The sequence below is a fragment of the Photobacterium sanguinicancri genome, assembly GCF_024346675.1.
Taxonomy (GTDB): Bacteria; Pseudomonadota; Gammaproteobacteria; order Enterobacterales; family Vibrionaceae; genus Photobacterium; species Photobacterium sanguinicancri.
The window spans coordinates 2922105-2944686 of sequence record NZ_AP024850.1; the positions used below are offsets into that span (position 1 = coordinate 2922105).

The window sequence follows — 22582 nt, forward strand, 5'->3', positions numbered from 1 at the left end:
ACTTAACGTTATAACGAACTGTATTTGTCTCGCAAACGCTGACGAACCAGCTCTGCAATAGTGTTAAAGAAAAAAGTAAATACAAACAACACAAAGGCTGCGAGGAACAACACCCGATAATGCGAGCTACCCACTTCAGATTCTGGCATTTCAATCGCGATCGTGGCGGATAAGGTGCGTAACCCCTCCAGCACATTCCAATCCATAATGGGCGTATTACCTGTCGCCATTAGCACTATCATCGTTTCGCCAACAGCACGGCCAAAACCCATCATAATCGCCGAGAAGATCCCTGGACTTGCGGTTAACAACACCACCCGAGTTAAGGTTTGCCACTGCGTCGCCCCGAGTGCCAGTGAGCCGCTGGTTAAATGGCCTGGCACAGAAAATATGGCATCTTCTGCTATTGAAAAAATTGTCGGGATCACCGCAAATCCCATCGCTATACCGACCACCAGCGCGTTACGTTGATCGTAACCAATACCCAACTCGTTACTTAAGAAAATCCGCGCATCACCTGCAAACCAAATCTTTTCAACCACAGGGCCAATAGCAAAACAACCATATACAGTTAGCACAATAACAGGCATGAGTAACATAATATGCAGGCCATTAGGCAAACCATTAACCCACCGTCCTGGCAGCGCTGACCATATCGCCCCCACCATAAAAATCATCAGGGGAAACATCACTATGCTCAGCATAATGCCAACAAGGTTATTCTCGACGATTGGGGCTAACCAAATGCCAGCCAAAAAACCCAGAATAACCGTTGGCAAGGCTTCCATAATTTCAACGGTGGGTTTCACAATACTGCGCATTTTCGACGACATGAAATAAGCCGTATAAATCGCCCCAGCCAATGCCAATGGAATGGCAAAAAACATCGCGTATAACGCCGCTTTTAATGTCCCAAAAACTATCGGCACTAAGCTCAACTTCGGTTCAAACTCATCACTTGCCGATGTCGATTGCCACACATAGTCAGGCTCTGGATACCCTTCGTACCACACCTCTTGCCACAGCGATGCAAGGCGCATTTCAGGGTGCGGGTTATCAACATCAAAAAATTGCCAGCGCTCCCCCTCTACCACCAACAAGCGATCGGCTCGTGGGGAAATCGCCATTACCGCAGATTCAGGTGAAAAGGCCGTCGCCACTTTGGTTGACTGAAACACCGAATTAGGCGATGTGGCATAAAATGCTGACAAGGTGCCATCTTGTTGCCAGGTAAAAAAGCTTTTACGAAAATGCTCAGGAACAAGCTGCATCACAGGGCTATCAGATAATGGAAAATCACGAATATGAGTCAGTGACCACTTACCGTCATTCAACACTTCAAACCATTGAGAAACATGCTTATTGTCAGTAGTGATCAGCAAAGAATTAGCACCCGACAACAAGCTCACATCCGTGATGGTGGCGGACTCAGGCGCCACTGTCACCACATCACGTAAACGGGCGTAACTTTTTTCTGCTGTTTTATCAATGGCAATCACCGCAAGTTGGCGTTCGCGCTGTAGATATAACGTACGCCCATCCGGTGTCAGTGCCATACGACGAACCTGATTGGATAAATATGCAGGCAAAGATGAAAAATCAATGGCTTGCTCAGACCATTGCGTGCCATGTTCTTGTAACGCATTGCGAGGAGCAGATAACCGTAACCCGACTAAACGCTGATCATCTGTTATTCCGACAATCATTCCTTGTTGCCCTTCGACCGCCAATGCCAATTGCTGGATTGCTTGCCCGTCAGGATCAAGCTGTAATGCGGTGTCACCAAGTGGGTAATCCACACTCGGCACTTGCTGCTTATCCGTACCTATAAAATGCGTTTTGACATTCGGCATGACCACCACAGCACCACCCTTATTGGTGCCGTAGGCAAATAGTTGGTCTCGCGGTAATGAGCGTGCAAAAGCGGTTGGCTGAGCAACAATCGAAATGGTTTGCGGTGGTAAATCAGACAGAGCTCCTGATGATGCAGATTGCAAAGAAACAAACTGCAATTCACCCGCGCTACCAAAACGATAGGCCAATAAGTTCTGCTCTTCGATGCCGACCGCCAACGTTTGGTCTTGGCTTGGCACCACAAACGATGTTTGCGGCTCGACAGTGACAGGTTTAAAGCTCGGTAAAATGACATACAGCAGGTAGAAAAAGATCAATACCAACATCAGCAACACAGATATCCCACCAGCGATCACGCCTATGCGCACCATCTTGTCTTTTAATCGACGGCTGCGGCTCTCTCCGATGAACAATGTGCTGGCGTCTGCCATTTTTACCTCTAACCTAGTTTTACGTAATAGAATACTATTTCTTTTAGATGACAATTATGTGACAAGTCAATCTGAGATGCATAAAGTCAGTCTATTTCAGCATGTTATATGCCACTGAACGGACATGAAACAGCAATATTCAATGTTTACACTACAAGCAGCATGTTGATTCCCTTAGCTGAAACTTAAATGCATCAACACACTTAAATTTAGACCTTGGGCATATTTTCCCCTGTCTTTCTTCACCACTCTGGACAGATCCTAACTCGCCTCTGATAATGAGATCGTGTGCATTTTTTAATCGAAGAAGGATATTCGTATGAAACATTTAGTTATTACAGTCATTGGTAAAGATCGTCCGGGCCTAGTTGAACAACTGTCTGATGCTGTTTATAGCAATAATGGTAACTGGTTGAGCAGCAGCCTGAGTAAACTGGCAGGACAATTTGCGGGTATCCTGCATATCGAAGTGGCCTCACAGCATGTTGCCGTTTTACGTTCAGCGTTATCTAAAATCGATGCCCTTCAGATCCAAATTGTTGAAGAGCACAGCGACGCCCAACCAGCAACAAAATTGCACCACTGCTGTATTACCGCCAATGATCGCCCCGGCATCGTCAAAGATGTCACCACCTTGCTGAGCCAACTCGGCGTCAATATCGACAAATTAGAAACAGAGACGCAAAGTGCGCCCAATTGGGGCTATCCTATTTTTACGGCCCATTTCGACTTAGAGCTGCCACCTGCTCTTGAGTTAGATACCGTGCAACAAGAGCTGGAAAACCTTGCCGATGATCTGACTGTCGATTTTGATGAAAGCCTTGTTGCGAGTTAGCCTGTATTCACTGCCAGCCACAGGCACTATTGGCAACAATAAAGAATAGGATATCCATGAGCACAGACACCCTCTATATCGACAAAGAACTGAGCTGGCTTTCTTTTAATGAACGTGTTTTACAAGAAGCCGCAGATAAATCAGTTCCCTTGATAGAGAGGGTGCGTTTCTTGGGCATTTTCTCAAGTAATACCGATGAATTTTACAAAGTACGCTTTGCTGATATCAAACGCCGTATTCTCATCACTCAAGAGCAAGGCATCAATGATGGTGCTAAACACCTGCTCAGTAAAATTCAGAGCCGTGCCCTCAAAATGAATCAAGATTTTGATGCACTTTACAGCGAACTTTTGCTCGAAATGGCACGTCGTCATATTTTTTTAGTCAGCGAACAACAGCTAGATGACCACCAAAAACCATGGCTACGCCGCTATTTTCGCCAACACATCTTACCCCATATCACGCCAATCCTAATCACTGATGACATTGATTTATTACAATTTTTAAAAGATGAATACTCTTACCTCACCATTGAAATGCGTCATCATGATAAAACGCGTTACGCCTTGATCGAAATCCCGACCGATCAATTACCGCGCTTCATTGAATTACCCGAAGCCAAAAGTAAGCGCCGAAAAACGCTGATCCTGTTAGATAACATCATTCGCTATTTCCTCGATGATATTTTTTGTGGCTTATTTGAGTACGAAAGCCTCGCGGCGTATTCCATGAAAATGACTCGCGATGCCGAATATGATTTAGGGCAAGAGCTAGAGCAAAGCTTGCTGGAACAAATGTCGGAAGGCTTAAAACAACGCTTAACCGCGATGCCTGTTCGTTTTGTTTATCAACGCGACATGCCCAGCGAAATGATCAATGTGCTCAGTGACTTACTCAAAGTATCCAACTTCGACAGCATTATTCCTGGCGGCCGTTACCATAACTTCAAAGACTTTATCGGCTTTCCCAATGTAGGGAGAAAGTATTTAGAAAACAAACCTCTACCGCCAATAGAGAGCTACCACTTCGCGCAGTCTCGCAATAGCTTTGATGCGATAAAAGCCCAAGATATTTTGCTGCACTACCCGTACCATACCTTTAGTCACATGACGGAGTTTGTTCGCCAGGCCTCATTTGATCCAAAAGTTATCAGCATCAAAATTAACATTTATCGTGTCGCCAAAAACTCACGAATAATAGATTCAATGATCGATGCTGCTAATAACGGCAAACGCGTAACTGTGGTGGTCGAACTTCAAGCGCGTTTTGATGAAGAGGCCAACATCGAATGGGCGCGTCGCCTACGAGAGGCTGGCGTACACGTTTTATTTGGCGTACCGGGGCTCAAGATCCACTCTAAATTGTGTTTAGTTACACGCAAAGAAGGTGATCAGTTTGTGCGTTACGCCCACCTTGGCACAGGTAACTTTCACGAGAAAACAGCCCGTATTTATACGGACTTCTCTTTGTTTACTTGCGATGAAAACCTCACTAATGAAGTTCGCCAAGCCTTCGCCTATATCGAAAATCCATACCGCCCTATCGAATTTGACCACTTAATCGTGTCGCCTAAAAATTCCCGTGCCCGCTTGTACGATTTAATTGATCGTGAAATCGCCCACGCTAAGCAGCAACTGCCTGCAAGTATCACTTTAAAGGTCAATAATTTGGTCGATAAAGGCCTCATTAACATGCTGTATCAAGCCAGCAATGCAGGAGTATCGATTGACTTAATTGTGCGCGGTATGTGCACACTGGTGCCTGGTATTGAAGGGATCAGTGAAAACATTCGCGCCATTAGCATTATCGACCGTTTCTTAGAGCACCCTCGCGTCGCTGTTTTTGGTAACAATGGCGATCCCGATGTGATCATTTCATCAGCCGATTGGATGACACGTAATATTGATAACCGCATTGAGGTCGGTTGCCCTATTTACGATCCCAAATTGAAGAAAAAAATTATCGATATTCTCCAAATCCAACTCACTGATACTGTAAAAGCGCGTATTCTTGATAAAGACATGAGTAATCAATACGTCGCTCGCGGTAATCGTCGTAAGGTTCGATCTCAGATGGCCATTTACGAGTACGTGAAATACAGCGAGCGGCAACTAAAAAAACAAGCAGAAAAAGCGATAATCAAGCATGACAGCACTCAACCACTCGTCACCGCGTGAAATTGCCGCCATTGATATTGGCTCGAACAGCTTTCACATGGTCGTTGCTCGGATCGTCGGGCAAAGCTTGCAAATCATCAGTCGTCATAAACAGCGTGTTCACCTCGCTTCTGGCTTAGATGATCATCAAAACTTAAATCAGGCCGCCATTCAACGCGGCCTAAATTGCTTGGCCATGTTTGCTGAACGGCTACAAGGGTTCGAACCTGAAAATGTCCGCATTGCGGCAACCTATACCCTGCGCCAAGCACGTAACGTCCATATCTTTCTCAAACGCGCCGAAACCATTATCCCCTATCCCATAGAGATCATTCCCGGCACCGAAGAAGCCCGCTTAATTTATCTCGGCGTCGCGCACACCCAGCCCGATAGCGGCCAGAAACTGGTCGTTGATATTGGCGGCGGTAGTACCGAATTAGTCATAGGCGATAACTTCACCCCACAATTGGCTTACAGCAAACACATGGGGTGCGTCAGCTATAACCAGCACTACTTTCATAACGGTAAAATCAGCGCCAAAAACTTCAATGGCGCTCAACTTGCCGCTCAACAAAAGATTGAAAGTATTGCGACCAATTACCAAACGCGAGGCTGGGAAACCGCCATTGGTTCTTCTGGTACGATCAAAGCTATTCGAGAGGTCTTAATCGCTAAAGGCCATGCCGATGGCGTGATCACCGCTAAGCGACTGCAATGGTTAGAAGAACAATTGCTGTCATTCAAGCATAACGATGATATTGAGCTTGAAGGACTCAGTGATGATCGTAAACCTGTGTTTGCCGCTGGGGTCGCGATTTTAACTGGGGTGTTCAAATCACTGAATATTGATGAAATGATTTTCTCTGACGGGGCATTGCGTGAAGGCCTGTTATACGAGATGGAAGAACGCTTTCGTCATAGTGATATTCGCACCCGCACCGCTGATGCGATGGCACAGCAATACAACATAGACACCATTCAAGCGAAGCGTGTTAAACAAACAGCAGAAACGATTTACAGCCAAATTGATGCGCATCCTAGTTTGGCAAAATCAGAATTGCAGCCACTGCTTAGCTGGGGCGCATTACTGCATGAAGTGGGGTTAAGTATTAGCTATCCCGGCTTTCATCGACACTCCGCTTACCTGCTGCGCCACAGCACTATGCCTGGCTTTAATCTAGAACAACAGACGGTGCTTGCTACCTTGGTACGCTTTCAGCGTAAGTCGCTAAAACTGGAAGAAATGCCAGTCTTAAGCATTTATAAGCGTAAGCATCTTTACCCGTTGATCCGCACCTTGCGTCTTGCAGTAGCCTTAAACGGTCAGCGCACCGATTTACCACTCCCAACAATGTCGGTGACATCGAATAAAGAAGCTTGGACCCTGACATTAGAAGACGGTTGGGAGCAAGACAATAAACTGCTGGCTGCCGATTTACGTAAAGAACAAGAATATTGGACCAAAGTCGGCTGGGAATTGGAGATCACACCGCTCACTGACGATGATGATTAACCTAATCCAATCTAGCCTAACCTAACCTAACCTAACCTAAGCAAACCTAAACAAACGCAGAAATAGAAATAACAACGCCAGCATCATGCTGGCGTTGTTATCTATATACATTCGCTAATCACCATCAGCTCACTTAAGCGCTGGTGCTAATCCAAGTCGAGCTAAATCTTCTAACACGACATGTGCAGGCACAGGGATATAACCATCTTTTTCTACCACTTGCTGCCCTTGTTGCGACAAAATAAAACGGAAAAATTCCGCCACCATAGGCGCTAATGGTTGCGTGGGGTGCTTATTCACATAGATATACAAATAACGAGCAAGCGGGTAAGCCCCTGACACAGAGTTTTCTACCGTAGCTTCGACATAGTCAGTGCCTTCACGTGCGACTGGAATTGCACGTATTCCCGTGGTTTGATAACCAATCCCTGAATAGCCAATCGCATTAAGCGATGTTGATACCGACTGCACTACAGACGCAGAGCCCGGCTGTTCATTGACGTTATTACGAAAATCACCGTGGCACAATGCACGCTTTTTAAAATAGCCATAAGTACCCGACACCGAGTTACGACCAAATAACTGCACGGTTCTATCAGCCCAGCGTCCCGTTAAACCCAGTTGTGACCAACGCTCTATTGGCTGAGTAGCACCGCAACGTAATGTGCGTGAATACACCGCATCGAGCTGCTCAAAGTTAATCCCTTTGAGTGGATTATCTTCATGTACAAACACTGCTAATGCATCAATGGCAACACGAATAGAGGTCGGCTTATAGCCATACTCTTGTTCAAAGGCTTCCACTTCACGCGCCTTCATCATACGGCTCATTGGCCCGAGTTGGGCGGTAACTTCCGTTAATGCCGTCGGCGCAGTGGATGAGCCCGCGGCTTGTACTTGAATGTTCACGTTAGGGTATAAACGTTTATATTCTTCAGCCCAGTAGGTCATTAAATTCGCCAGCGTATCTGAACCGACCGATGATAAATTGCCAGAGATCCCTGCGACACGTTGATAAATAGGCAACTCTTGTAGGTTCACAGGCTCTTGCACTGAAGCTTGCGCCGTTGCGACCAACGCCGCACAGCAACAAAGCATGCCGCCGATAATTACCTTACCTTTTGCTTTCATCCATCCGCTCCACTGAAACGACAAAAGCGATCACACAGTGATCGCTCTATAATTATTCTCGCTATTCACCCTTAAGCGGCATGCGAAACTAATCGGCTCGGTAGCGTAAAGGCAAATGTTGAACCCTCACCCACTTCGCTGATTATCTCTAATTGTGAGTCATGATGACTCAATGCATGCTTCACAATCGCCAAGCCTAAACCACTTCCCCCCGTTTCACGAGAACGGGCTTTATCAACCCGATAAAAACGCTCGGTCAAACGGTGGATATGTTGCAGCTCAATACCATCGCCGCTATCGGTCACTTCTAAGCGCGGCCCTTCAGATGATTGATACCAGCGTACATTAATCGCCGCATCATCTGGCGTATGCTTTACGGCGTTATAAACCAAGTTAGAAATCGCACTGCGCAGTTGATCATCATCGCCAAATACATGCAGGTTATCATCAACATCAAACGTGAATTGATGACCCCGATCGCCACTGAGTGATACCGCTTCTTTTTCTAGAATCTCCAGCATCGCAGGAACATTAACGACTTCTTCAAGTTCAATATTCGGCGCGGCTTCAATTTTAGAAAGGGTGAGCAACTGTTCAACTAAAGAGTTCATACGAACCAGCTGTTCCGTCATCACACCGTGTGCTTTACCCCACATAGGGCCAGCTAAGATCTCTGGGTCTTTCGACATTTCGAGATAGCCTTGCAATACCGTCATTGGCGTACGTAATTCGTGAGAAACATTAGCAAAGAAATTACGGCGCATGCCTTCCAGTTGCTTCACCTGAGACACGTCACGCACCACCATCAGGAATTCACCCTCGGTATAGCGCATAATACGTAGCTCTAAAGTACGGTCATAATTAAACGGCGCGGTGATTTCAAGCGGTTGCTCAAACTCTTGCTTTGCCAGGTAACGAACAAAGTCAGGGCTGCGCAATAAATTGCTGATAGGTTGACCCGCATCATCAGGCCAACGGAAACCAAGTAGGTGTTGGGCAAGTTTATTGCACCACACAATGTTGCCTTCACTGCGAAATACCACCACGGCATCCGGCAATGATTCGGCACCATTACGGAAACGTCGAATAATAGTGGCGAGCTCTTTACGGCGACGACGATTGCGTTGCTGTAATCGGTAAATACCATTAAATAAGGGTTCCCAGCTCCCCGAGCCAGAAGGAGGCGTTAGGCTGCGCTCTTTCCATAGCCAATTCGACATTTTTAATTGATGATGAAAATGCCATGCTAATTGTAGCCAAGTACCAACCAGTAGAAACCATGACATAGGGACAGTGTCAAAAATCAGCCCGAGAACAACCCACGGCAAATAAATGAGCAACAGCTCCCACACCATTTTTTTCCACGACAAGCGTTCAACCATGTTTACCTCAACACTGCGCATCGAGATAAATACGGAACCCTATCTACCTTTTTGCAGCTATTACTCTGAGCAATTATTGACTATAGACGCGTAGAAAAACGGTAACCTGCACCACGTACAGTTTGTACCATTTTATCGTGACCATCAGGCTCTAGCGCCTTACGTAAACGACGAATATGCACGTCTACGGTACGGTCTTCTACGTATACATTGGTGCCCCACACATTATTGAGCAACTGTTCGCGGCTATACACACGCTCTTGATGCGTCATAAAGAAGTGCAGCATTTTAAATTCAGTCGGGCCCATGTCTAACGGTGATTCATTCGAAGTCACACGGTGAGAAACAGGATCGAGTTTCAAGCCATGGACATCAATCACATCATCCAACGACGTTGGCGACACTCGGCGCATTACCGCTTTTAAACGGGCCATCAGCTCTTTCGGTGAGAAAGGCTTAGTGATGTAGTCGTCGGCACCGACTTCTAAACCACGGACTTTATCTTCTTCTTCACCACGTGCAGTTAACATTACAACAGGGATCTGACGTGTCATTTCATCACGCTTAAGGTGCTTGATGAGGTTGATGCCCGAACCACCAGGTAGCATCCAATCGAGCAAAATAAGCTCAGGATATGGTTCGCAAATCTTTTCAAGCGCGCTGTCATAATCTTCAGCTTCAATTGCTTGATAACCTTTTTGCTCAAGTACAAAGCACAGCATTTCGCGGATGGGTGCTTCGTCTTCTACAACAAGAATCCGTCTTACCATAGTGATCTATTACCTAATTGTCGTTTGCTGTCGTCGGCGTCATTATCAGGGTTAATTATGACACTTTTGTGACCTCTTGTAATAAAAGTCATCGTCACGATGAAAGCTTTGCTTCACCTCCCAATTAATTTTGTATGACGTATATAGCACCTATCAAACCGACAGATGCTACATTACAAATCAATCAATTAGAGAAGGTAAATCACCGTTATCCTCGGATCGCAATCTGACTTCGCCCGCCCCCCATGGCTTCAACGGCCACTTGAACGCCGATACGTTCCACCAAGGTGCCAACGTGAGAAATCACCCCAATCTGACGGCCATCAGCTTGCAGCGCATCCAAACAAGCAAGCGCCATTTCAAGGCTATCAGGATCGAGCGTACCAAAGCCTTCATCGATAAATAGCGAGCCTAGTTGACGTGTATCTGCCGCCAGGGAAGCCAGCGCCAGCGCCAATGCTAACGACACCAAGAAGCTTTCACCGCCAGATAATGATTCCACACTTCGCACTTCGTCACCCATATCGTGGTCGATCACTTGCAGTGCGAGCGGACTATTGGGAACAGGTTGAAGCGCATAGCGCGGCGCTAAGTCGTGCAAGTGCTCATTGGCGAGTACCACCAGCTGTTGTAAGGTTAACCCTTGTGCCAAGGTGCGGAATTTATTCCCAGTCGCTGAGCCAATCAGTTCGTTCATTTGTAACCACAAATCAGCTTGTTCTTGCTGAGCGATCAGCTTCTGTTTCAAGTTACCGACTTGCTGCTCGGCTTTTTCTGCATTATCAATCTGTTGGCGTAGTTGGAACACCTGCTCATCTTGCGATGATTTCATGCTCTCCCAATCAGCTAATTGTTCAGCTTGCTGGGCAAGATCGTCCGCAAATTGATGTTCGCTAAACCACGTTTTGGCCGCTTGTAATACTGGCTGATATTCAAGTAAGGCTTGCTCACGTTCAACCAGTAATGTTTGCGCTGCTGAGACGGCTTGTTCAAACGCTTTCAGCGCCGACCGCTCTTGGCTTAACCATGCCTCATCTTTATTCAACAGCTCGGTTAGTTGGGCTTCTTCAAGTGTGAATTTAACCAACCACTGCTGCCACGTTGCTTGATGGGTTTCACGCTCTTTTTCTGCATCGGCTTGCTGCTGTTTAATATTCACCACATTGGTGGCTGCTGCTGTTAAACCATCTTGGATTTGGCGCAACTGCGTTTCTACATCAGCTAACTGTGCTTGGCTTTTGGCCAACGATATCTTGTGGCTATCTTCTAGCGTCGTAACCGCCTGCTCACCAATAAGCTCACAACGTTGCAGCCAGAGCTGCTCTATAGTTTGGTTAAGTTGTTGATGAGCTTTGTCCATCTCAGCATAATCATCTTGCGCTTGCGTCAGTGCCAAAGATTGGGTGGCCAGCACTGGTGCTAAATCGATCAGCTGCTTCTCAACTTGTTCCAATGTTTGCGTTTGCTGATGATAGTGCTCAACCGCTTGTTGAAGCTGTTCGATATATTGCGTTTCACCCAACTGACGTAGCTGTTGAAGCCACTCATCCCCGTTAAATACAGCATTCAACGCATTATCACGCCCGTGTAAAATCTCTTGCTGTACTTGGCTCTGTTGCTGAATAGAGTGCACCCTTTCTTGCCATTGCGCTGCCTGTTGTTGCAGCTGACTCAGCCTCTCTTTTAGGGCACCTTCTTGCTGCTGTAAACGCTGGAGTACTTGCTGTTGCTGGCGTACCTGATTCATCTGCGCTTGGCGTTTTGTTAGGCTTTGTTGCAGTGCTTGGTAACCCGCTAACTGTCCTTCAAGCTGTTGCTGCCACAGTTGTTGTTGCTGAGTGATCACCGCACTGTTTGGCCGTTCGTCACTAAACACATCAAGCTGCTGCAAAGCCACTAACCCACCATCGGCGTTTAGTGCCACCAGCAAATCACAATGCTGGCTCAGTGGAGCAGTGAACAGTGGCTGTAAACGTGTTAATTCATCGTTTAACCCTGCCATACGCTGCTGCAGCTTAGGCTGTTGTAACTGCAAAGTATGGGCTTCATTTTCAAGCTGCTGCATTTGCTGATTAAGCGCGTGAAGATTCTGGCTTTGCGCCGTCAGTAAGCTTTCAACAGCAGGTTCATCGCTCGCATAAGGGTGCTCATGCGAACCACACAAAGGGCAAGCTTCATCAGGTTGTAGCTGAGCACGGTAGTCACTCAGACTAAGTACCGCACGGCTTTGCTGTAAAATGGTTTCGGCTTCTTGATGACGAATTTTGAGCGCCGCGATATCCGGTTGAATCTCAGCTAAACGTTGTTCTGCCGCCACTTGATCCGTGACGAGCTGCTGATACTCACCATAACGGGTTTGTATTTGCGCCAGATAGCTTTCACTTTCTTTCAATACCGCAATACCACTACGCAGATTGTCTAAGGTGGATTGCTGTTGTTGTAACTGCTGTTGCTCCGTCGCTTGCTGCTCCGCAAGACTATCAAAATCAAGCCCGGCCAATTGCGTTTCACTTTCTTGGCGCTGACGATGAAGATCGTTTAGCTGCTGATCCACTGTCTCTTTCTGAGCCTGATGATCTCGTTGATCTTTTTCGATCGTCTGCTTTTCTTTGCTCAAGGTGCTGAGCTGACGGTGCGCCGCTAGATACTGACTCAGGCTACTTTGCACCGCATCGTACTGGCCTGAAACAGCCTTAATGGTTTGTTGCTGCTCAAAGAAAACACCAAGCTGCTGTTGCTGGTGTTGCAACTGCTGCTGGTGTTGCTGATTTTTCGTAACTACCTGCTGCTGCTCGGTCACTTTACTTGCTAATGCTTGCTGCGCTTTCTGCTGCTGAGTACCTTGCTCTTTGTACATCCCGAGCTGCTCATCTAGCCGTGCAGCTTCTTTTAGCTTTGGTTCTAGCGCGTGCCAAGCGTGATCTATCTCGGCAACCGCTTTTTTAGCCTGCGTGACGGAACTGTTGGCGCTATTCGCTTGATTCTGCTGCGTATTCACCGCTTGCTCTGCACTGTGCAATGCAGTAACCAGTGTTGAAATACGCTGCTGTACTTGTTGCAACAATACGTAATCACTGCGGGCTGGCTGAGCTTGTTCTATCTGTTCAAGTTGCTGATAACGCGGCTTGGCAGCCGTTTGTTGTTCAGTGGCTGCCACTAGCTGATCTTTGGTTACACTCACCCGCGCCGCCAATTGTTGCTCAGATGCCACGGCTTGTTGATGCTGCTTGAACACTTGAATATTGGTCGTCAACTGCAACAAGGTTTGCTTGAGTGTCGCCAGTTGTTCATTTAACGCCTGCTTGTCTTCGTCAGACAGCAACGCAATGTCGCCCAGCTGTTTTTGTACTTGCTCTAGCTGTTGTTTTTCTTCTCGTGCTCGCTCGTAAGCCGCTACCGACAAACGGCCATAAATCTCACCGCCCGTCATACGCTCTAACAGCGCAGCACGCTCATCGGCACCTGCTTTTAGGAAAGCGGCAAATTCACCTTGTGGCAGCATCACAGCACGACGAAACTGCTCAAAGTTCAATCCGACTAAACGCTCTATCTCTGCCTGCAGCTCTTGTTTTTTACCCGCAAATCGCTGACCAGTTTCAATATTTTCCAGCCACTGTTCCGAGTTTTGAATGCGCCCATCAGCACGTCCACGAGATCGACGAACGTACCAGTGAGCACGCCAAAAGCTACCGTCGTTAGCAACAAAATCAACTTCAGCAAAGCCTTCTGCTTTGCCGCGCGACAAAATACTGCGCACATCGTTGGCTTTAATACGGCTATTGTCGTTATCTCGGCCAATTTCGGCATCGTTTTTCTTGTTGGCTTGCAAGCGAGGAATACGATCATAAATCGCTAAGCAAATGGCATCCAGTAAGGTGGATTTACCCGATCCTGTTTTGCCGGTAATCGCAAATAAACCACTGTCACCCAAACGGCCATTGGCAAAATCAATCTCGAACTTAGACTGAAGGCTGGCAAGGTTCTCACCACGTAATGCTAAAATTTTCATCTTTAATTCCCCAGCCTATTTATTCTGCTGTATCGCTTTCTTCAACTTGCACCAACAAAGATTCAAACGCCCCCGTCATGGCAGCACTTGGTTCACCTTCGTATTTTTTCGCCCAGCTCAAGGCAAAAACTTGTTGGGGTGAAACTTCAGATAATCGACGCTGATTGAGCGGATTTTCCTGCTCTGTTTGCTGATAGTGCGGGGTAATTTTGGCAAGACGAACCGCTTTGCCATCTAAAGCTTGCAGTACTTTTTCACGCAGTAAAGCTTGTGGTTGATCAAGCAAAACATGCACTTCTAAGAACGGTTGTTGCTCACGTGGTAGCGCGTCAACATCAAGCGCTTCAAGGGCTTTAATCACCTCATCCAGTGGTGCTGGTTTGGTCGGCACTTTGAGCATGTCGACCGTCCGTGGAATAAATACTTGCTCAATCTCACCCACTTGCGCGCCTGACAACTCAGTGATCACCACTTGGTGTTTATAATCACGCTCCGACATCGATAATGGCAATGGCGAACCGCTATAACGAATGTGTTCTTGCTTGGCAACGCGCTGCGCTAGGTGTAAATGCCCTAACGCGACATAGCTAATATCATCCGCAAAAATAGAGGCAGGTAGCGCATGTTGATTCCCGCCTAATACGCGGCGCTCTGACATTTCAGATAACTTGCCCGACGCCATATACGCATGCCCCATCCCAATCAAAGCTTGCTGATCGGTACAACGTTCGCGGGCAGCCACTGTCATTTCTGCGTATAAGGTTTCAACCCCTTTGATTAAGCGATCGTCATCGTCTTCTAGCGCGTCTGTACGTAAATCGGCACTGCGCAAAAATGGCACCGCAAGGACCCAAGCCGTTTGCTCACCGCTGTGGTTAGTCAGTGGTACCAGCATACGGTCGCAATCTAGTTCACCATCGTCATGGCGATGAATACCGCCGACCATGTGCAAATCAAACGCTTTAAGCAGCTCATGGGGGGCATCCAGTTTGCTTGGCGAATCGTGATTACCACCGATCATAACCACATCTAGCTGCGGCATGTTTTTCGCCAGTCGCGCCAAGAAGCGATAAAGCATCCGCCATGCACTTGCAGGCGGGTTTGCGGTATCAAAAATATCCCCCGCCACTAATAAGGCATCAATTTGGTGCTGCTCTAAGGTGTCAGCTAACCAATCAAGAAATGCTTGATGCTCATAATCACGGCTGTAACCGTGCAGTTGATGGCCAAGATGCCAATCTGATGTGTGGAGGATTTTCATAACAATTTTATTCACGCTACCCAGTGATTTACTGCTATCGATTGTAACCCACTGGCTTTGATAGCAAAGCTATATGCAGGAGAATTTGCTAAAAACCACAGCAAACAAATCAGAAATACAATAAGATTGGCAACCTAATGCCCAACCTAGGATTTGTAGCAGCCATGATGTGGTTTAAAAACATACTGACCTATCGCTTTACTCGCGAAATCGACCTTAATCCAGATCAACTTGAAAAGCAGTTGGAAGAATTCCGCTTCACGCCTTGTGGAAGCCAAGACCAACACAAATTTGGCTGGGCGCACGCTTTAGGTAAACACGGTGATATGTTTACCCATGTTGCGGGTGACAACATTCTTATTTGCGCGCGCAAAGAAGAAAAAATGCTGCCTGCTTCTGTGATCAAAGAATCAATGAACAACAAGATCGAGATGCAAGAAAAAGATCTTGGTCGTAAGTTGAAGAAAACAGAAAAAGACACCATCAAAGATGAAATCGTGATGGATCTTCTACCACGCGCATTCAGCCGTCACTCACAAACTTACGCACTGATCATGCCTAAAGAAGGCTATGTGATTGTGGATGCAGGTAGCTTCAAAAAAGCAGAAGATTTACTAGCACTGCTACGTAAATCCATCGGTAGCCTGCCTGTTGTACCTGTTACACCAGAAAAACCAGCAGAACTGACGATGACTGAATGGGTACGTTCAAACGCGAGCCCAACAGGTTTCACCATTGGTGAAGAAGCTGAATTCAAAGCCATGCTAGAAGACGGCGGTGTGATCCGTTGTAAACAGCAAGACTTGAGCTGTGATGAAATTCTGGCACACATCGAAGCTGACAAACTAGTCACTAAGCTTTCGCTTAACTGGCAAGATCGCATCGACTTCATTCTTAGCGATGACCTATCCGTGAAGCGTCTAAAATTCAGCGATGAATTAAAAGATGAAAACGAAGACATTGACCGCGAAGAAGTGGCTGCCCGTATTGATGCAGACCTTTCGCTGATGTGTGGTGAATTCTCGGCGTTCTTACCAAACCTATTTGAAGTGCTTGGCGGTTTAGAAGCCAAAGAATAAGGCGCTCGCCTCGTTCAATCTATTTACAAGGCTGCCCACTGTGGCAGCCTTTTTTTTACGAACTTTTTTTACTAATTTCTTTTTTACAGACATCTTTCTTTACGGACTTCTTTTTTTTACTTACTTCGATTTACTTGCTTCTAGCAAGAATCACAATTAAGCGGTTCGGTAAATAACACGCTCTCATGCCTCTAGTTGATAATCACTCGCAGTACCCGCTCTAAATCTAGGTCTATTCCTATCCTTATATTGCCTTTGTGGGCGAGTTCACAGTAAAATCGCGCCTCCTTCCGCATCACTAGGTGATTGCGGCCTGATTTGCAATCAGACACAGAGAATTATAGAGCTATGTTTAAACCTGAATTGTTATCCCCTGCCGGTAGTCTTAAAAACATGCGTTACGCATTCGCGTACGGTGCAGATGCAGTCTACGCTGGCCAGCCACGTTACAGCCTTCGTGTTCGTAACAACGAGTTCAACCACGAAAACCTAAAAATCGGTATCGATGAAGCCCATGCTCAAGGCAAGAAGCTTTACGTGGTATGTAACATTCAGCCGCATAACTCAAAACTAAAAACCTTTATTCGCGATCTTAAGCCTATCGTAGACATGGGCCCAGATGCCCTAATCATGTCGGATCCTGGCCTTATCATGATGGTACGTGAAAACTTCCCTGACGTAGTTATTCACCTATCTGTTCAAGCGAATGCTGTTAACTGGGCAACCGTTAAGTTCTGGTCAACGCAAGGCGTTGAGCGTGTGATCCTGTCGCGTGAGCTTTCTCTAGAAGAAATCGAAGAAATTCGTGAAAACTGCCCAGAAACAGAATTAGAGATTTTCGTACACGGTGCACTTTGCATGGCGTACTCAGGTCGTTGCCTACTTTCTGGCTACATCAATAAGCGCGATCCAAACCAAGGTACTTGTACTAACGCTTGTCGTTGGGAATACAAGGCCGAAAAAGCAACGGAAAACGATGCAGGTCAAATCGTTGAAGTTCAAGACGCAGCTGCAGTTCAAATGCAAGATGCAGAAGAGCGCCCAGACAACACCCTTGGTCTTGGTAAACCAGTCGACGATGTTGTACTACTAAGCGAAAGCCACCGTCCTGAAGAAAAAATGGCGGCGTTTGAAGACGAGCACGGCACTTACATCATGAACTCAAAAGACCTCCGCGCGGTTCAGCACGTTGATCGTTTGACTAAGATGGGTGTTCACTCGCTGAAAATCGAAGGCCGTACTAAGTCTTTCTATTACTGTGCACGTACCGCACAGGTTTACCGCAAAGCTATCGATGATGCAGTAGCAGGTAAAGAGTTTGATGCAAGCCTAATGGGCACGCTAGAAAGCCTTGCACACCGTGGTTACACCGAAGGTTTCCTACGTCGTCACACACACGACGCGTACCAAAACTACGACTACGGCTACTCAATTTCTGATTCTCAACAATTTGTGGGTGAGTTCACTGGTAAGCGCCGTGGCGATCTAGCTGAAGTTGAAGTGAAGAACAAATTCGTTGTTGGCGATAGCCTAGAAGTAATGACACCAAAAGGTAACGTTATCTTCGGTCTTGAGACAATGGAAAACCGTAAGTCTGAAGTCATCGATGATGCAAAAGGTAACGGTCACTTTGTCTTCATCCCTGTACCACAGGATATGGATCTTGAGTTCGCTCTACTTATGCGTAACTTAAACTCTGGTCAAGACACACGTAACCCACACGCACAACAAAACGGTTAATTTAGGTTATGGCGTTATTCATTACCGATAAGTGCATTAACTGTGACATGTGTGATCCTGAGTGCCCTAACGAAGCGATCACCATGGGCGATTCAATCTATGAGATTGATGTCGACCTGTGTACAGAATGTAAAGGCCACTACGACAAGCCAACGTGCCAGTCGGTATGCCCGATCACTAACTGCATTATCGTTGACCCTAACCATATTGAGTCTGACGATGAGCTACTCGAGAAGTTTGTGATTATTCAAGGGCTAACCTAAGGACTAACCTAAGTGCTAGCCTTTCTAACCGAAAAAGTTAGACACAAATGGGTTCAATCAAAAAAGCGCCGTTGGGCGCTTTTTTTGTGTCTGCTATATCAATGACTTATTTCAGAACGGAACTGTTATTTCAATAATGCCATGCACTGCGCGGGCGGGATCTTAGCGGGTTTCTTTTTCTTCGGGATCGAGGCTTTCACCGTTTTCTTCTTATCTGATTTCACTTTAGGTTTAGGTTTCCAAGACGCGAGTTCTGCCCCACAACCATCGCCTGCTGGCGGTGCTTTTTGCGCTTTGCAATTGTCACTGCCTTCTGGGCAATGCAAACGCACATGAAAATGATAATAGTGTCCCCACCATGGACGCACTTTTTGCAGCCAATCGCGTTCTTTCCATTCCCGTTTACACAGTTGTTCCTTGATCACTGGATGTACAAAAATACGCGCTACCCGCTCGTCGGCGGCCGCTAGCTGCACCAATAACGCCTGCTTGTCGCTCCAATTCGCTTTGTTGATTTTATAATCTTTGATGTGAACCATAGGCAACGGCTGTGCTTCAACCAAAGCATTTTTATCCAATGGCTTGTCGGTTATTTTTAACCAAATATCCGCATCCAACCCCGTTTGGTGACTCGCATGACCTGACGAAAAGCGGCCTCCGCGCGGCATCGCAATATCACCAACCAATAAATTACCCAGTTCGAGTTGATTCACCTGTTTCGATAGCTGTTGCAGGAAAACAATCATCTCTTGATGGCCATAATAACGACCACGATGAGAACGGATCACTTGATAGCCGTCACCTTGCAGAGGCAGTGCCGATCCGCCAGCCATACACCCGTTACTGTAGGTACCGATAGACTCAGAATCGCCTTTGCTTGGCTCGCTCACTTTCTCCCACGGGCTTGCCATAGCCGAAGACCACGAGGCCAGGGTGACCCCAAGAAAAATACAAATAGTCATTAAAAAAGTTCGATGCACAGCAGCCCTCCATGGTCCACGCCTAAACATAACGCTTGGGTATAGCATAGCAGCCTGAATCGCAGCCAATAAAAAAGCTGCCAGTGGCAGCTTCAATAAAAGTAACGCAACATCGTCGCGCTTACTTCATTTGTTGGTCTAAGTTCAAAATAGTTAAGGCATTACTCACACTGGTTGCTAATACATCCACGATCCCAGAACGTAATGCACCTAATAACGCCAATGCTTTACTGTTTTCGGCCGCCGTCACCACCACGGTTGGAATATGACGTAACTCTTCCATGCTTAAACCAATCACCCGATCGCTCATCACAGTATCGGCTTTGTTACCTTGGCTATCAAAAAAGTCATAACCGGCAATATCGCCGACCACGCCTTTTCGGATCCGCGCTTCAACAATCTCTTGTGGTGTAAACCAGCCCAGCTTCACCATATGGCTGTTCTCGTTCATGTCACCAACACCGACCAAAGCAACATCGGCACGACGAGCGCGGTCTAAGGTTTCTTTGACTGTGCCATTTTTCATGAAAGCTTCTTTAACCGTAATATCTTCCACATAAGCAGGCGCATACAAGGTCTCACTGATCCCATCGTATTTTTTGGCTAGCTGACGGCAAATATGGTCGGCGTTAATCGCATTACCCGAACGGTGCGTACCACCAATACCACAAACAAAACGGCACTTACGATGCGGCACGACTCCGACGTGGTTAGCAATAGAGGCGATGTTACGCCCTTGTCCCACAGTTACCACCATGTCGTCGGTTAGAATCGATGAGAGATAACTTGATATCAAACTCGCCACTTGCTGACGTTGGCTTTCATCGTCTGGTTGATCCAGTGCAATTAAGGCGCGCTTAAGGCCAAAACGTTCGACAAGTTGCTGCTCTAGTTTTTCACTAAATACTGGGTGGTATTTCACTGTAATTTCAACCACACCTTCATCACGCGCTCGGCGTAATAAACGACCGACTTTGGCACGCGACATCCCAAATTTTTTAGAGATCTCTTCTTGGGTTGCGCCTTCTTGATAGTAAGCAATCGCAATTTCAGTCAGTTGGTCACTGTCGATATGGGTAGATTCAGCTGGTGTGGTCATTACAAGATCTATTACTTAAGAATCAATATGTTCATCATACAGAGATGCAGCAGATCAGGCGAGATGTAGATCAAAACAGAAATAAGGAAAGTAGCAAGTACAGCAAAACATCAGATAATCAGCTTAGCGCTGAACACTTTTCACAACAGTAAGTGACACCTTAAATCAAAGAGGTATACTGTTGATTTATTTATGATTATTTACTTGTGCAGCTTTTAGAGCATAGAAAACCAAAAGCTATATTTCAATGAAGGTTAATGGATAAGGCAAGTCAAACGCACTCATAATAGAGTGCGCTTAAAATGATTCAATGCTTATCCAGATAGGTAATTAGTTACTAGCTTCTGATCAATGCATTAGACGCAGTTTGGGTTGAATACAAGGTTACCGTTCCAGTATTACCTTCCCTATCTGCCCATGTCACATCAACACTCAAACGTTTTTGGAGAATATTCCCGCTACTATCTGTGATCTCATTGAGCTTAGTAACCTTACTCTTAAACGACTCAAAGTTAGTTTTACAGGATTCTAAATTAGCCAACGTCAGCGTCACTGTTGCACCATTACACTTCACATCACCGCCAACGTTTTCCCATAAGTCTATTTGGCGCTGGGCGATACGCATCGCATGTAGCTGAAGCTCATTTTGTTCACTGCGCACTTCAACGTAACTCTGCAACTTCATCACAGACACAAAAGAAATTGAGATCACCAGCACCGAGATTAAGACTTCAACTAAGCTAAAACCTCGTTGCTGATTAGGTAATTTAGAAGTCATGCCAGCTACCCTCTAACATCACGGTTTTACCGAAACGAGACTCTTCGTAGTCAACCTTGCCTTTGGAATAGCCCGGTGTAAAAGCACCTCTAATTGTACAAATACGATTTGGCGAATCAAAAGTAAACGCACCTTGTGACTCAAATGCTCCATTAAAGAAAAATGGTTTCTTGGATAAATCTCCCCAAGGAGATGCTTCAGACTTTAGCGAATTGAGTTCCCAAAAAGCTAATAATTGTTCGTCTGTCATTTCATAATCGAACAAATATAAATTCCCATGAAAAGAAATATTACCTTTAACCGTTAATAACCCATCTTTAACAACCAAGGTTAAAGCGATTTCATTCGGCTCAACTCTACCAGAACCAACGCCACTAAGGTCACAAGCACCTTCCACCCAAACATATCTTGTTAGCTGTGCTTCATAGCCCTGATGTTCATCTGCTTTTTTCTGCTCTGCTCGGTTGCGTTCTATTATTTCATTTATTTTAGATGCGCAATTTTTAGCGACAGAAACAACTACAGGCTTTGATCCCCCCTTGCCATCTGGAAGATTAGCAACTTCTTCAGTTCCAAGTATGATTTCGTCAAATAAATTCTTTGCCTCTTGCCAATTATCTCTATCTACAGCAAAGTTTTCTTTAAACAAATCCATATCCGCTATATTTTCTACAATATCTTTTTTATATATGCTACCTACAGTCTGATGAGAGCTATTGCACTTAACTAAAGTGCCATCAGCTTCTTTCTTTTGCTTCCAGTCATCATCGATAGGATATTTAACGATTATGCCACCTTCAGTTATGACTTTTTTGCCACTCCTGATCGCAGAACAATTATATCCATTACCTTCTTTTGCGCCTTCAAAAGGGAACACGTCATAAGAGCCGATGAATTTAATTGTTCCAGATGAGCTAATTGTTGCTTGAGGTCCATTCATTGAAGATGATGTGAACAGCTGGCTCATGGTTGATTCAGCGTCATCATCCGTAGCAGTAGATGTGACTTTATAAGTACTTGTTGCCGGTATCTGTATCGCAGTAATCACAGCGTCAACACAAAGCTTATAATCAATACTGGTTGGTTTTTGCCCTGATCTTAATATAATATCAACTGCGCATTGCAACCCACTGGCAGACATCGACTTTAGTTCTTGCGAAATTATTATGTTTTGTGTTTTTTTACTATTAAACAACTCAACAGATAACAAACTAAAAACGTACAACGCCATTATTAAAGAAATAACCACAGTAATTAATAACGTTGAAAAACCTTGTTCCATTTTCATATTCATATTCATA

The 22582-nt window shown here is 45.8% G+C and carries 16 protein-coding genes; 6 read left to right on the forward strand and 10 right to left on the reverse strand.

Annotation, left to right across the window (positions count from 1 at the left end; genetic code table 11):
* Window positions 1–8: 8 nt before the first annotated feature.
* A complete protein-coding gene (locus OCU87_RS13555) occupies window positions 9–2285 on the reverse strand; it encodes an ABC transporter permease subunit (protein WP_261857385.1) in 2277 nt (758 codons plus the stop codon).
* A 319-nt stretch (window positions 2286–2604) separates the two neighbouring features.
* Between OCU87_RS13555 and OCU87_RS13560 the strand changes: the two genes are divergently transcribed.
* From OCU87_RS13560 to ppx, 3 genes are read left to right on the forward strand one after another with little or no spacing between them, the layout of a single operon-like run.
* The gene (locus OCU87_RS13560; protein WP_261857386.1) at window positions 2605–3120 is read left to right on the forward strand and encodes a glycine cleavage system protein R; all 516 of its coding nucleotides are present in this window, start codon (window positions 2605–2607) and stop codon (window positions 3118–3120) included.
* Between the two features lie 56 nt (window positions 3121–3176).
* Complete coding sequence (gene ppk1, locus OCU87_RS13565; protein WP_062691345.1) at window positions 3177–5297, forward strand: polyphosphate kinase 1; 2121 nt, start codon at window positions 3177–3179, stop codon at window positions 5295–5297.
* The gene (gene ppx / locus OCU87_RS13570; RefSeq protein ID WP_261857387.1) at window positions 5266–6789 is read left to right on the forward strand and encodes an exopolyphosphatase; all 1524 of its coding nucleotides are present in this window, start codon (window positions 5266–5268) and stop codon (window positions 6787–6789) included. Before ppk1 ends, ppx begins: the two co-directional genes overlap by 32 nt.
* A 129-nt stretch (window positions 6790–6918) precedes the next feature.
* Here the strand turns inward: ppx and OCU87_RS13575 are convergent, their stop codons facing one another.
* From OCU87_RS13575 to OCU87_RS13595, 5 genes are all read right to left on the reverse strand, one after another.
* Entirely contained in the window at window positions 6919–7920 is a 1002-nt protein-coding gene (locus OCU87_RS13575) for a PstS family phosphate ABC transporter substrate-binding protein (RefSeq protein WP_315972476.1), read from the reverse strand.
* A 71-nt stretch (window positions 7921–7991) separates the two neighbouring features.
* Window positions 7992–9302 carry a phosphate regulon sensor histidine kinase PhoR gene (phoR, locus tag OCU87_RS13580; protein ID WP_062691370.1) on the reverse strand — a complete coding sequence of 437 codons (1311 nt, stop codon included), beginning with the start codon at window positions 9300–9302 and terminating at the stop codon, window positions 7992–7994.
* 80 nt (window positions 9303–9382) lie between these two features.
* Window positions 9383–10072: a phosphate regulon transcriptional regulator PhoB gene (gene phoB, locus OCU87_RS13585; protein WP_062691344.1), complete on the reverse strand. Its 690-nt coding sequence runs from the start codon at window positions 10070–10072 to the stop codon at window positions 9383–9385.
* A 208-nt stretch (window positions 10073–10280) separates the two neighbouring features.
* Window positions 10281–14081, reverse strand: a complete 3801-nt coding sequence (locus OCU87_RS13590) for an AAA family ATPase (RefSeq protein ID WP_261857388.1) — start codon at window positions 14079–14081, stop codon at window positions 10281–10283.
* 19 nt (window positions 14082–14100) lie between these two features.
* Window positions 14101–15342: an exonuclease SbcCD subunit D C-terminal domain-containing protein gene (locus OCU87_RS13595; protein WP_062691369.1), complete on the reverse strand. Its 1242-nt coding sequence runs from the start codon at window positions 15340–15342 to the stop codon at window positions 14101–14103.
* Between the two features lie 167 nt (window positions 15343–15509).
* On the opposite strand from OCU87_RS13595, the gene rdgC reads away from it, so the two are divergent.
* From rdgC to OCU87_RS13610, 3 genes are all read left to right on the forward strand, one after another.
* Window positions 15510–16421, forward strand: coding sequence for a recombination-associated protein RdgC (gene rdgC / locus OCU87_RS13600; RefSeq protein WP_206422922.1), 912 nt, complete (start codon window positions 15510–15512; stop codon window positions 16419–16421).
* 348 nt (window positions 16422–16769) lie between these two features.
* Complete coding sequence (gene trhP, locus OCU87_RS13605) at window positions 16770–18161, forward strand: prephenate-dependent tRNA uridine(34) hydroxylase TrhP (RefSeq protein WP_094956935.1); 1392 nt, start codon at window positions 16770–16772, stop codon at window positions 18159–18161.
* Window positions 18162–18169: 8 nt separating this feature from the next.
* Window positions 18170–18424, forward strand: a complete 255-nt coding sequence (locus OCU87_RS13610) for a YfhL family 4Fe-4S dicluster ferredoxin (protein WP_062691342.1) — start codon at window positions 18170–18172, stop codon at window positions 18422–18424.
* Between the two features lie 125 nt (window positions 18425–18549).
* Here the strand turns inward: OCU87_RS13610 and mepA are convergent, their stop codons facing one another.
* The 4 genes from mepA to OCU87_RS13630 form a co-directional block, all read right to left on the reverse strand.
* On the reverse strand, window positions 18550–19335 hold the full coding sequence (gene mepA / locus OCU87_RS13615) for a penicillin-insensitive murein endopeptidase (protein ID WP_261857389.1): 786 nt from the start codon (window positions 19333–19335) through the stop codon (window positions 18550–18552).
* Between the two features lie 190 nt (window positions 19336–19525).
* Window positions 19526–20503: a sugar-binding transcriptional regulator gene (locus OCU87_RS13620; protein ID WP_062691340.1), complete on the reverse strand. Its 978-nt coding sequence runs from the start codon at window positions 20501–20503 to the stop codon at window positions 19526–19528.
* A gap of 337 nt (window positions 20504–20840) precedes the next feature.
* Window positions 20841–21281 (reverse strand): type IV pilus modification PilV family protein, encoded by a 441-nt coding sequence (locus tag OCU87_RS13625; RefSeq protein ID WP_261857390.1) that lies wholly within the window; start codon window positions 21279–21281, stop codon window positions 20841–20843.
* Entirely contained in the window at window positions 21271–22581 is a 1311-nt protein-coding gene (locus OCU87_RS13630; protein ID WP_261857391.1) for a hypothetical protein, read from the reverse strand. The genes OCU87_RS13625 and OCU87_RS13630 overlap by 11 nt, the downstream gene beginning before the upstream one ends.
* Between the last annotated feature and the right edge of the window lies 1 nt (window position 22582).